This is a genomic window from Paenibacillus sp. FSL R7-0273 (assembly GCF_000758625.1).
Lineage (GTDB): Bacteria > Bacillota > Bacilli > Paenibacillales > Paenibacillaceae > Paenibacillus_AQ.
In genome coordinates this window covers 4,152,096-4,165,195 of the sequence record NZ_CP009283.1, presented here as the reverse complement: position 1 = coordinate 4,165,195, position 13,100 = coordinate 4,152,096, and the positions used below count along the sequence as shown (strand labels likewise).

At 50.5% G+C, this 13,100-nt stretch carries 11 protein-coding genes; 10 read left to right on the top strand and 1 reads right to left on the bottom strand.

What is annotated here, in order from left to right; translation table 11 throughout:
• The first annotated feature begins 55 nt into the window (after window positions 1-55).
• The 10 genes from R70723_RS17665 (at window position 56) to glnA (ending at window position 10,957) form a co-directional block, all read left to right on the top strand.
• Window positions 56-415 (top strand): YmaF family protein, encoded by a 360-nt coding sequence (locus tag R70723_RS17665; RefSeq protein ID WP_039873820.1) that lies wholly within the window; start codon window positions 56-58, stop codon window positions 413-415.
• A gap of 273 nt (window positions 416-688) precedes the next feature.
• Window positions 689-928 (top strand): RNA chaperone Hfq, encoded by a 240-nt coding sequence (hfq, locus tag R70723_RS17660; RefSeq protein ID WP_039873818.1) that lies wholly within the window; start codon window positions 689-691, stop codon window positions 926-928.
• 138 nt (window positions 929-1,066) lie between these two features.
• On the top strand, window positions 1,067-3,721 hold the full coding sequence (locus R70723_RS17655) for a transglycosylase domain-containing protein (protein WP_039873816.1): 2,655 nt from the start codon (window positions 1,067-1,069) through the stop codon (window positions 3,719-3,721).
• A gap of 192 nt (window positions 3,722-3,913) precedes the next feature.
• Window positions 3,914-4,468 carry a ribonuclease FAU-1 family protein gene (locus tag R70723_RS17650; protein ID WP_039873814.1) on the top strand — a complete coding sequence of 185 codons (555 nt, stop codon included), beginning with the start codon at window positions 3,914-3,916 and terminating at the stop codon, window positions 4,466-4,468.
• Between the two features lie 2 nt (window positions 4,469-4,470).
• Window positions 4,471-5,127, top strand: coding sequence for a YdcF family protein (locus R70723_RS17645; RefSeq protein WP_047171157.1), 657 nt, complete (start codon window positions 4,471-4,473; stop codon window positions 5,125-5,127).
• 141 nt (window positions 5,128-5,268) lie between these two features.
• Window positions 5,269-6,246 carry an AAA family ATPase gene (locus R70723_RS17640; RefSeq protein ID WP_047171458.1) on the top strand — a complete coding sequence of 326 codons (978 nt, stop codon included), beginning with the start codon at window positions 5,269-5,271 and terminating at the stop codon, window positions 6,244-6,246.
• Window positions 6,246-7,529 (top strand): GTPase HflX, encoded by a 1,284-nt coding sequence (gene hflX, locus R70723_RS17635; protein ID WP_039873812.1) that lies wholly within the window; start codon window positions 6,246-6,248, stop codon window positions 7,527-7,529. Before R70723_RS17640 ends, hflX begins: the two co-directional genes overlap by 1 nt.
• A 26-nt stretch (window positions 7,530-7,555) precedes the next feature.
• Window positions 7,556-8,809, top strand: coding sequence for a methionine gamma-lyase family protein (locus R70723_RS17630; protein ID WP_039873811.1), 1,254 nt, complete (start codon window positions 7,556-7,558; stop codon window positions 8,807-8,809).
• A gap of 376 nt (window positions 8,810-9,185) precedes the next feature.
• Window positions 9,186-9,596 (top strand): MerR family transcriptional regulator, encoded by a 411-nt coding sequence (locus tag R70723_RS17625; protein ID WP_019910684.1) that lies wholly within the window; start codon window positions 9,186-9,188, stop codon window positions 9,594-9,596.
• Window positions 9,597-9,628: 32 nt separating this feature from the next.
• Window positions 9,629-10,957: a type I glutamate--ammonia ligase gene (gene glnA / locus R70723_RS17620; protein ID WP_039873808.1), complete on the top strand. Its 1,329-nt coding sequence runs from the start codon at window positions 9,629-9,631 to the stop codon at window positions 10,955-10,957.
• Between the two features lie 546 nt (window positions 10,958-11,503).
• Here the strand turns inward: glnA and R70723_RS17610 are convergent.
• Window positions 11,504-11,881: a hypothetical protein gene (locus tag R70723_RS17610; protein ID WP_039873804.1), complete on the bottom strand. Its 378-nt coding sequence runs from the start codon at window positions 11,879-11,881 to the stop codon at window positions 11,504-11,506.
• Window positions 11,882-13,100 lie beyond the last annotated feature (1,219 nt).

The window sequence follows — 13,100 nt, the reverse complement described above, 5'->3', positions numbered from 1 at the left end:
TGAATTTGTTAATAGGATGCTAGTGAATTTATAATCGGCAGGAGGCGGACAGAGGATGCAGAACAGGCGCACACATAAACAGAACACAGGCCATCCAAGACATGCGCAGAGGCATGTCCATGAATTTGCCGGCAGCACCAAGCTGGCTGAGGAGGGGGAGGACCGGCACAATCACCGTTTTGCAGGATTTACAGGCCAGTCTATATGGATTGGAAGCAGTCATATCCATGAGATTGACTTCAGCAAAACCGATTACGCCGGACACTTCCACACCCTGAGAAAAATCCGCACCGGACCGGCTATTCCCGTCGGCGACGGCAAGCATGTCCATTTTGTGAGCGGGGAGACCTCTGAAGCAGGCGGCCATGTCCATGGCTTTAATTTTGCAACGCTGATTCAAGCCCCGCTGATTTGAGGTAGAAGATTGGGAGGGCCTTCAGCACTAACCGGAGTACAGGGAATTGACGGGAAGGGGGCGGAAGATTTAACATGTATTTTAGAGAGAACGGACGCTGCATGCTGCCGGAAGCCGCCCCGGCTGTATCAACGCTCATGTTATATACCTTAACTCCGCTCTATTTCGCGAATTGCTGTAACCGCAAATTACGTGGTATAATAGCAGGAAAGTTTCTCTCAGGTGTTGAATATACTTCTGAACAATCTAATTGAACCATTGGGGGTACGTCATATGAACAAGTCCATTAACATCCAAGATACGTTCTTGAACCAGCTGCGTAAAGAGAATATCCCTGCTACAGTATATTTAACCAACGGCTTTCAGATCCGCGGAATTATCAAGGCATTTGATAATTTCACCATTGTGATTGACAGTGACGGGCGTCAGCAGATGGTGTACAAGCATGCGATCTCGACCTTCACGCCGCAGCGCAGTGTCTCGCTTATGCAGGACAACGGAAGCGACGAGTAACATTTTACAGCCTTAAAGCGAAACTTTTTTGTTTATAAACCGTTTGAATAGAGTGCGCGAGAGCAACCTGCGAAGGTTGTTCTTTTCATTCGTGCAGACAAATATGAAGATATTTCCGAAAGGGAGTCAGGAGGCAGTATGTCCAGAGACGAAATATCCAGGACGAACAATAGACACAGACAGCAGAGCCCTGCCAATGGCAAAGGGAAGCCCAAGAAGAAAAAGAAAAAGTTTTTGACCAAGAAGCGTGTGCTGTGGAGCCTGTTTTTTGCGATGGCGCTGGCGATTTTTTGTGCGCTTGGCGGCTACATGTTCATCATGCTGAACGGCCAGAAGCTGCTGACCGCGAACCAGGATAAGCTGACGGTCAATCCGCCGACGCAGATTTTTGACCGGAATGCCAATCTGATCGCCGAGCTGTCACTGGAAAAAAGCGATCCGGTAGAATACGAAGATCTTCCCGCACAATTGATCAACGCGTTCGTAGCCACGGAGGATAAACGCTTCTTCGAACACAAGGGCGTCGACTTCTGGTCAATCGGCCGCGCAGCGGTGAAGGATATTGCGGCACGCAGCATGGTGGAGGGCGGAAGCACCATCACCCAGCAGCTGGCCAAAAATATTTTTCTGACGCGGGACAAGACGTTCTTCCGTAAGGCGACCGAGGTATCCATTGCGGTTGCGTTGGAGAATACCAAGAGTAAAGAGGATATCATTACGATGTATCTTAACCGTATTCCGTTCGGCGGAACGATTTACGGCATCAAGGCCGCTTCCATCCGCTATTTCGGGAAGAGGGATTTGGCTGATCTGGATCTGTGGGAGATGGCTACACTGGCTGCAATGCCGAAGGGGCCTTCCCGTTACAACCCGCTGCGTAATCCCGAGCTCTCCAAAGAGCGGCGCGCAGTAGTGCTGCAGCTTATGTATGATCAGAATTACATCACCAAGGCAGAGATGGATGAGGCCAAGGCGGTGGATTATAACTATAAGCCGCCGGAAAGCAAGCAGCGCTATCAGGCTTTCATTGATTTTGCGATCGATGAGGCTGAAGAACGGTTCAGTCTGACAGAGGACGATTTGAACATCGGTGGCTACAAAATCTACACCACCATGGATAAGCATGCCCAGCAGACGGTGGAGGATGCCTTTGCCGACAGCGATAACTTTGAGAAAAGCGTTGATGATGAGCTTGTCCAGGGCTCGATGACGATCATCAACCAGGAGAACGGCAGTATTGTGGCCCTGATGGGCGGACGCAATTATGAGAAAAAAGGCTTCAGCCGTGTGAACGACAGCCGCCGTTCCCCGGGCTCGTCCATCAAGCCGATCGTGGCTTATGCGCCGGCTCTGGAATCCGGCAAATTCACAAGCTCCTCGATGCTGAGCAATGAGAAGCAGTGCTTCGGCAGCTATTGTCCGAACAACCTGCACGGCTACTCTTCAACCATCAGCATGAGTACAGCGATTACGAAGTCCGAGAATATTCCGGCAGTCTGGCTGCTGAATGAGATCGGTGTAAATACCGGCTTCCAGTTTGCCAAGAAGCTCGGCATTAATCTCAGCGATGATGACAAGAACCTGGCGCTGGCGCTGGGCGGGGTATCGCAAGGCACCAATACACTGGAGATGGCCCAGGCTTACAGCGCCTTTGCTAACGGCGGTGAGCTGCGCGAGGCTTACTCCATCAAGTCGATCGAGAACAGTGACGGCGATACAGTGTACCGTGCCAACACGAATCCTGAGCGGGTGATGAGCGAGGAGACCGCTTATCAGATGACCGAGATGATGCAGGAGGTTGTGACAGACGGTACCGGTAAAAAAGCGAAGATCAGCCGTCCTGTAGCGGGCAAGACCGGTACTACGCAGAGCGGTTACTCCGGAATCAGCTCGAACCGTGACGTCTGGTTCGTCGGCTATACTCCGGAATGGACTGCAGCGGTCTGGATGGGGTATGACAAGCCGAGCAAAACACATCTGCTGAAGAACAGCAGCCCGCTGGCGGCGGCATTCTGGGGCAAGGTGATGGAAGAGGCGCTCGAAGGGGTTCCGGCCAAATCCTTCCCGTCGCCGTCCGGCTCTAATGAACCGGAGCCGACGGCAACACCGGAGGCGGTACAGACGGTAAACGGTCTGTCAGCTGCTTATGATCCGTCCACTATGACGGTTAATCTGAGCTGGGCACCAGTGCAGGTTGACGGTGTGGAATACCGGATCTACCGGCGTGAGAGCTCTGAGGGCGAATTTACGGCGCTCCTGAATACGATGTCTGCCAATGTCGGAGATATCAGCGCGATGCCGGGCTTGACCTACGAATACTATGTGACTGCCTATTATCCGGAGCTGGATCAGGAAAGTGAGCCTTCCGGGCCGGTCACTGTGTCCGTACAGGACGAGATGCCGACTATGGAGCCTGAACCGACACTGGATCCGAATCAGCCGACTGACGATCCCGGCAGCGGCAATAACGGGAACGGCAACGGTGAAGATGGCAGCAACGGCGGTAATAATGGTAACGGCGGTAATAACGGTAATGGAAATAACGGCAACGGTGGCGGTAATGGTAACAACGGGAACGGCAATGGAAATGGCAACGGTAACGGTAACGGTAACGGCGGCGGAGTACCGGTAAATACGCCGGAGGCCTTGCCTACACCTCCTCCGGCCACACCTGCGCCGACCTCTCCGCCTGAAGCGCTGCCGGGCGGCGGCAATACCGGACCGGATAACGGGGCGGCAGATGCAGCCGATCCTGCTGCTGGCATAACAGAAGAGGACGGCAGTGCACAATAGCTTGCTGCAGAGCATTGTCTGAGCACAGCAGTAATATGGCAGGCGGGTTTCTTTCCTACAGGAGGGAGGCCTGCCTGTCTTTTTTACAATCTGGGAATTTATAAGCTCTGTCGTATTATGGAAAGTCTTGTTTTGAGTGTGTCTGCTAAATATGTTAAGCTGGATACACCATTATTCGAGAGGGTCATTCATATGAAACGTAAATTCGGAGACCGGGCCAACTGGCGCCGGATTACGCGCCGCCATTTTGCCTGCCGCTATGTGGAGACCCGGGAATTCAGCGGTTATATTACACTTTATACGATCTACGGGCTGAAGGAACCGCTCTGGAAGAGCTATGGCAGGCATACATACCGTATCGCGGACAAGGGATACTCCTGGCTGCAATATTTCCCCAAGGACAGTCATTATATTGTTACAGCCATGTTTGACGAGCGGCAAAATATCGTACAATGGTATATAGACACCTGCAAGGTCCAGGGTGTTACCGATCAGGGGGTTCCCTGGTTTGATGACTTGTATCTGGATGTGGTGGTGCTGTGGAACGGGGAAGTGTTTTTGCTGGATGAGGATGAGCTTGAGGAGGCGCGGGAACGCAATGATATTACAGACAGTGATTATAAGCTGGCCTGGACAACAGCCAAAGGGATCCTGCGCAGCATAGACGCACACGCCTTTCCTTATTTTTCCCTTTCTCTGAAGCATCGTGCCGAATTGTTTCATCACGGAGAATTCAGGAGGAAATAGAAATGGAATGGTATGCTTATCAAAAGGGCTCGTCACCAATCCGCAAAGTATCGCGGAAAAGACGGTCCCGCCTCAAACGCAATCTGCTGATCGCCTGTGTTACTCTGGCGGCGGCCGGGTTGCTTTGGTGCGCAATCGTGTTTAATCGTGTGAATAGTGCAGCGACGGCTTCGCCGATGGTGCCTGCTGATGCTGGGGTCATTCTCGGCATGTCCATGTGGGGGGACAAGCCCAGCCCCGGCCTCAAGGAGCGCCTGGATTACGGGCTGAAGCTGTATAAGGAAGGGAAGTTCAGCCGTTTCATTGTGTCCGGCGGTCTCGACAATCCGGATTATCAGTACACGGAAGGCCAGGGGATGCGCAATTATCTGGTGGAGCAGGGCGTACCGGAGGAAGTTATCCTGATGGAAAATGAATCTACCAGCACCTATGAGAATCTGAAGTTCAGCCGGGAGATCATGCAGCGCGAAGGCATGACAACCGCTGTGATTATCACCCATACCTTCCACGGGCAGCGGGCGATAGAGATGGCAGCTGAATTCGGCTACACTTCTCCGCAGCTGGGTGTAACAGAGTCGCAGACGATGTCCATGCTCAAATACAAATCACGGGAGATTCTGGCTTATACCAAGTGGAAAATCCAGCAGCTGTTTATGTAACCCTCCAGGGTAAGGATAAAGTTCCCGAATCTGCTAATAACGTCCCATTATCCGGAATAGACTTGAGTTAGAGCAAGCCAGCCCCGGATAGAGGTGATCGAATTGGATGATGCAAGACAGATTACAATTAATGAATCCAGAATGAATATTACCTTCAAAAGCAATGAGGAAAGTGCTAAAGCAACCGTGGCTGTTACCGAACACGCGGCTGCACCGGCACCGGGTTATGCGGATTCCATTAAAGAGATTTTCCATGAACTGGACGATATGATTGGGCTTGAGAAGGTGAAGGAGCTGGTTTATGAAATCTATGCTCTTTTACAGATCGAGAAAGTAAGACAGGAAATGGGCCTTAAGGTTAATCATCATGTGTACCATATGGTGTTCAAGGGCAATCCCGGGACCGGCAAGACCACTGTCGCGAGAATTGTCGCCAAGCTGTTCCAGCGGATGGGTGTGCTCAGCAAAGGGCATCTGATTGAAGTGGAGCGCGCGGATCTGGTCGGTGAATATATCGGGCATACTGCACAGAAAACCCGGGATCTGGTCAAAAAAGCCATTGGCGGTATCCTCTTCATTGACGAAGCATACAGCCTGGCCCGCGGCGGTGATAAGGATTTCGGCAAGGAAGCCATTGATTGCATGGTGAAGATGATGGAGGATAAGCATAACGACCTCATTATCATTTTGGCAGGCTATCCGGATGAGATGGATATGCTGCTGGAGGCCAATACCGGCTTGCCGTCCCGGTTCCCGATAAAAATTGAGTTTAGTGACTACAGCATCAATGAACTGGTTCTGATCGCCGCCAAAATGGCTGCGGAGAGGGACTATACGCTGAGCACCGAGACTATAGCCAGACTCAAGGAGATCATTCTGGACGAGAAGCTGGATGATACGGTCTTTAGCAATGCCCGGTTTGTCAGAAACGTAATAGAAAGATCGATCAGGCAGCAGGCAGTCAGGCTGATGAGTAGGCAAACCAAATTGTCCAGGCAGGATCTGATGCTGCTGCTGCCGAGGGACATAACGTTTATTGAAGAGAGCTTACGGGCAGACAGTAATATAGCCCAGACCAATAAAAAGATACAGGTAAAAGAAGAAGGAGCATTCTATTAATGTCACTAACCCATGATACACAGACAGATGTGCAGGACCGGGCGATTCTCGTCAGTCTCGTCACAGACAAAATCAAACGCACGGGCATTGATCCTGAGCTCTCCCTGCAGGAGCTGGTTCAGCTGGCCGAAACGGCCGGAGTGGAAGTGCTGGATGTACTCCGCCAGAACAAGGAAACCCCTGATTCGAAGTGGTTCATCGGCAAAGGGAAGGTGGAGGAGCTGCGGATGGCGGCAGACGGCCTTGGCGCCAATACCGCAATCTTTGATCAGGAGCTGTCGGGAGCCCAGGTACGTAACCTGGAGGAAGCCCTCGATATGAAAATTATCGACCGTACACAGCTGATTCTGGATATTTTTGCGGGCAGAGCCAAGACCAGAGAGGGCATCATTCAGGTGGAGCTGGCGCAGCATTCCTATCTGCTGCCCCGCCTGTCCGGGCACGGTAAAAATTTGTCCAGGCTCGGCGGCGGTATCGGCACCAGAGGTCCGGGGGAGAGCAAGCTGGAGACAGACCGCCGGCACATCCGCGGACGGATTACAGAGCTTAAGCGTCAGCTTGACGAGGTGGTCAAGACGCGCGAGCTGCACCGTGAACGCCGTCGCAAAAGCGGAGCCGTGCAGGTTGCGCTGGTAGGCTACACCAATGCCGGCAAATCGACGCTGCTCAAGCAGCTGACTGATGCCGATGTCTATATTGAGAATCAACTGTTCGCAACGCTGGACCCTACCTCACGTGTGCTCCAGCTGCCGGTGGGCAAAGAGGTTGTGCTGACGGATACCGTCGGGTTCATCCAGAACCTGCCGCATGATCTGGTCGCCTCCTTCCGTGCGACACTGGAGGAAGTGAACGAGGCTAATCTTGTGCTGCATGTGGTTGATGCCTCATCCCCGATGCGCGAGGAGCAGATGGAGGTTGTAGACACCATTCTTCAGGAGCTCGGAGCTGCCGGCAAGCCGCGGGTGGTCCTGTTCAACAAGTGTGATCTCTGCCAGCCGGAGCAGCTGGAGATGCTGCCGACCGGCCAGGGGTATCTGAAAATCAGTGCATTTAATGCTGAGGATCTGGCCCGTGTCACCGCTTTGATTGCCGATGAGCTGGCCGGAGATACACTGGTATTCCGCATTCCCGGTGACCGGGGGGACCTGTCCTCCCTGCTGTACCGGGTAGGAGAGGTGCTGGAGACCAATTATGAAGAGAACGATGTGCTGTACAGCGTCCGCCTGAACAAAGAGGATTACGACAAATGGGGCTACAAGCTGGAAGCATTCGTTGTGCAGTAAATAATGTTAGGAGCGAATAAGGGGAAATGGCTGTTTTTGCAGAGGATATTTTACAGGCGGCAGAGGCCGCAGAGCTCGAAATAGAAGGTGCGGTAAAAGCACTGGATAAAATTGTGGATCACAATCAATGGAAGGTGATCGAGGCGTTTCAGCGCCAGCACGTCAGCGATTTCCATTTTGCCGGTTCTACCGGATACGCCTATAATGACCGGGGCCGCGAGGTGCTGGACCTGGTGTATGCTGAGGTGTTTGGTGCGGAAAGCGCACTGGTACGACCGCATTTCGCCTCCGGTACCCATACGATTTCTACGGCACTCTTTGGTGTGCTGCGGCCCGGAGACGAGCTGCTGTACATCACCGGCCGTCCATATGACACGCTGCATAAAGTGGTAGGCAAGCCGGGGGACGGAACCGGCTCCTTGGCTGACTTCGGGATCACTTATAAGGAGACGGCCCTTACGCCGGACGGGAAGATTGACTGGGATGAGGTGGAGCTGTCTGTCAACGAACGCACAAAGGTAATCGGCATTCAAAGGTCGCGCGGCTATGACTGGCGTTCTTCCTTTACCGTAGCTGAAATCGGAGAGATGACAGCCAGGGTAAAGGCGCTGAAGCCGGAGGTCATTGTATTCGTCGATAACTGCTATGGTGAATTTACCGAAAAGCTGGAGCCGCCGCAGGTCGGCGCTGACCTCGTCGCCGGCTCATTGATCAAAAACCCCGGCGGCGGCATAGCCGAGACCGGAGGCTACATCTGCGGCCGCAGCGATCTCGTAGAGCTGGCAGCCTACCGGCTGACAGCGCCGGGCATCGGCGGCGAGGTAGGCGCGATGCTCGGGACGACGCGCGGCCTCTACCAGGGGCTGTTCATGGCCCCGCACACGGTCGGACAGGCCGTTAAGGGCAGCATCTTCGCGGCGGCTGTCTTCCAGCGCTGCGGGTTCACGACCAAGCCGGCCTGGGATGAGCCGCGTACGGATCTGATCCAGGCGGTCTCTTTTGACAGTGCTGAGCATCTCATCGCCTTCGTACAGGGCATTCAGCGCGCAGCTGCGGTGGACAGCCATGTCGTTCCTGAGCCTTGGGACATGCCGGGCTATGAGCATCCGGTTATTATGGCAGCCGGAACCTTCATCCAGGGCGGCAGCCTGGAGCTGTCGGCGGATGCGCCGATCCGTGCGCCGTACATCGGCTACATGCAGGGCGGATTGACTTACTCCCATGTGAAATTCGGCGTTCTGATGGCGCTGCAGAGCATGCGGGAACGTAAGCTTTTGTAGAGTGGAAGAATAGATATTGACGGTAGCCCGTTTAACGCGGGAGATCATATGCTGCAGCCCTGCTTATTTGAGCGGGGTTGTTTTTTTGTCTGCGGGCACTGCCGCTGTTCTGAGCCTAGTTAGACAAGGATAGATAGCGGGAAACAGGGAAAAATACCACCGGAGGCAGTGTCCGGACGTGTTAGCTACTTTTGCTTCCGGATTGCCGGGTGTGATATACTGCGGTTGAATTCATCCTATGTAGCTTACACCCAAGTAACCTTCTGTTTCGCAGTAGTCTACTAATGTTGTAAAGAAAACTTACATACCATTGACACGCCAAATTAAGAAATGTACAATGAGATGAGAAAAAGATCATTGGAAGGTTGGATGAGTCATGGGTGATGAAATCCGCAGAAATATGGCATTATTTCCTATAGGAATCGTAATGAAGCTAACCGATTTATCTGCTAGACAAATTCGTTATTATGAGCAGCACAGCCTGATTGTACCTGCGCGTACGTCCGGCAACCAGCGTTTGTTCTCATTCAATGATGTTGAGCGCCTGTTAGAAATCAAAGCACTGATTGAGAAGGGAGTTAACATTGCCGGCATTAAGCAGGTGATGAATCCTGTCTCGAAGGAATCCGAAGAAGCTACGGTTATTACCCCTGACACAGAGGTTAGACGTAGAGAGTTGTCTGATTCACAGCTTCACCGTTTGCTTAAGCAGGAACTGGTTTCCGGTAAAAGACCGGGACAAGTATCTCTTATTCAGGGCGAGCTATCCCGGTTTTTTAATAAATAAACTAATTAGAGTGTTGAAAGGGAGAGGGTATCGTGAGCTTTTCTAAAGAGGATATTATCCGTATTTCCAAAGAAGAAAACGTCCGTTTTATTCGTCTGCAGTTTACTGACCTGCTGGGAACGATCAAAAACGTTGAAATTCCCGTGAGCCAGCTTGAAAAAGCGCTCGACAATAAAATGATGTTCGACGGATCTTCCATCGAAGGTTATGTTCGTATCGAGGAATCCGACATGTACCTGTATCCGGACCTTAGCACTTGGGTTATCTTCCCTTGGGTGACAGACAGCCGGGTAGCACGTCTGATTTGTGATGTGTACATGCCTGACGGAACACCGTTTGCCGGCGATCCGCGCGGTATTCTAAAGCGTTGTCTCCAGGAAGCCGAAGAAATGGGCTACACTGCGATGAACGTTGGACCTGAGCCGGAATTCTTCCTGTTCAGAACGGACGAGAAGGGCAATCCGACACAGGAACTGAATGACCAGGGCGGATATTTCGATTTGGCGCCGATGGATCTTGGGGAGAACTGCCGCCGCGAAATCGTATTGACCCTTGAAGAAATGGGCTTTGAAATCGAAGCCTCCCACCATGAGGTTGCTTCCGGCCAGCACGAAATCGACTTCAAATATGCGGACGCGATCAAAGCCGCTGACCAGATTCAGACCTTCAAGCTTGTCGTGAAGACGGTAGCCCGTCAGCACGGTCTGCATGCTACATTTATGCCTAAGCCGCTATTTGGCATGAACGGATCCGGTATGCACGCACACCAATCCTTGTTCAAAGGCAATGAGAATATGTTCTACGATGAGAGCGATTCGCTCGGCCTGAGCAAAACGGCACGCTATTACATGGCGGGTATCCTCAAGCACGCACGTGCTTTTGCCGCTATCACTAACCCTACGGTTAACTCTTACAAGCGTCTGGTTCCAGGTTACGAAGCGCCTTGCTACGTGGCATGGTCTGCGAGCAACCGCAGCCCGATGATCCGTATCCCGGCTTCCAGAGGCCTTAGCACACGTGTCGAGGTCCGCAATCCAGACCCGGCGGCTAACCCGTACCTTGCACTGGCTGTAATGCTGAAGGCAGGTCTTGACGGCATCAAGCGCCAGCTGGATCTTCCGGCACCAATCGACCGCAACATCTATGTGATGTCTGAGGAAGAACGCATTGAAGAAGGCATCCCGAGCCTGCCGGCTGACCTGAAGGAAGCCCTGAACGAACTAATTCGCAGCCATGTCATCACCGAAGCCCTCGGCGAACACGCGCTGGCTCACTTCTACGAGCTGAAGGAAATCGAGTGGGACATCTATCGCACCCAGGTTCACGAGTGGGAAAGAAGCCAGTACATGACGCTTTACTAGGATGGAGTAACCCCTGACGCCGTTGGCGTTGGGGGTTTTTTTGTGTGGAGAAATGGTTTGGCTGGACATAAAGAGGAGGGAACTGGAAGTAGTAGGCGGCAGACGCATTTTGTACATAAACATGGGGTGCCTGACATTAACTCTATTGCTGTGTTAGATAAATATTGAACAAGCCGTAAAGAAGTAAAATGAGTACAAGGATGCCCGTAATCCGACTCATCAGTAGGGTAGTATAACTTGGTTCAATAGCATCCTTTAATATGTAATTTCGCAGCTTTACAAGGGATGCCGGAAAAATAATAACCCAGATTGCAAGAGCCATTAAAATTTTCACAGTGAAGATAAGTATGATTGCTCAACTCCTTTTTAGGTAATACGCCTTGATGCAGTATAGGTAACTGATTTTCTTGTATGCTGTATTGCGCAGTCGAAGAGGATATGAGTACTGATATTGAGTTTTCTTAAGGGGAGTTCGAAAAAAAAAGCCTCTCCGATAATATGTAAGGAGAGGTTGAAGAATGTAAACGACACAATTAAAAGCAACTATTATTGTCGATCTTCTGTCTCTGCAAAGACTATGAAAGACATTGAGCCTTTTGGCTGTATTCCCTTTTCAATCATCTTCGGAGAAACAACTTTAAAGAAATTGAGAAGCTTTACGAATTTCGGATCTTCCGGAATAGGAACCGGAGCTGATAAAGAGACTCCAATTTGTTGTATATCATTGATTATTCGGTTACCTTGTTCATCTGTTTCTAATGGGAAATCAATATTAAATGAACTTATCGCTGCCCAGCACCTTTTTACAGGGGCATCAAATTTTACAATGCGTTCAACCACATATGCACTTGCGTCGCCGGTATCAATTATGCGGTCAGGGAATGGGGTCATTTCGTGCCCAAAAACTCTAAAATCAAAAGCCATTTTTTAACACATCCTTTTATTATCTATCACCGGTATCATCATTTGGGCGTCCGCTGCCAGTTCAAACATAACATGGAAGAAACTTAGCTATGAATGGAACAAAAATGACGGAATATAAGTTGATAATTTTGATCTGTTTGATTTAGATTTGAAGAAATTATGCGTAGGGCTCCTGAAGAATTGACATCGCAGAAGAACAAAAACGTAGTAACGGGCATATCACAGTGCAGATCCAGCCTACTAGCTCCTAGGCGACTGGATCTCAGCGGTTAAAAATATAGATTGATAACGTTAACCGGTTACGTCAATACAATCCGGTTTTACCCAGTGGGACAGCGGACAGAAGGGAATACCCCAATACCTTAAAGGTGTGTTGGAAGCGCTTGTTTTGGGCATGGTGGTTTTGCGGTAGCATTGTGTACATAATCCTCCAAAGAGTGGGGAGCGAAATCATAAAGATGAATTTGTTGATTTTGTCTTTAATTTACTGAAAATTGATCCAAATGATTTGAAGAATCAGTATAATGACATAGCTAAGATTCAATTTATTTAATTGTATAAAATGCCTATATGTATTTTTGAATATAAGCGCCTCACTGGCGCTTTTTATTTTGCCGCGTGCCCAGAGGCACGCATTATCTAGTTAGTGCAAGTCCAACCATGGGAGGGGCCAAGCCACCTTTGTAGCTAGAATACCTAGACATGGCGAAATTTGTGCGTAGAAGCGTATCGATCGGATCTTTTTGCGTGTGAAAGATTTATTTAGTTAGATCGTTCGATTTTTGGGCGATTTCATCAATTTTCGTCCATGGGTTAGCACCTAACGGTAAATTGAATAGAATACACCGTTAGTGAAAATATTCCCAAGGGAGAGATGAGAATGAAAAATGTTCAGAACAGTAAACGGGGAACTCGCGGAATATTCCCATTGTTACAAGTTGCCCAAGTAAAACCATTTTTGAATCAAACAGTTGACTTTACTTTGAACAGTGGGGAGCGATTGTGCGGGGTTTTCATACATTCAGTTTCACCGGAAACAAACCCTAATAACTCCACTTATGGAGCTTTTACCTATTTGTTTTTCCAAAACGGGAAGTTCCACATGGTTCAAAATAATGTGGCTAATGTGTCCCAAATTGGACTTAGTGGATCCATATGTTTATAAATTTTGAGGCGACACCCTGATTGGGTGTCGTTATTTTTGTACGCTCAGCATGGG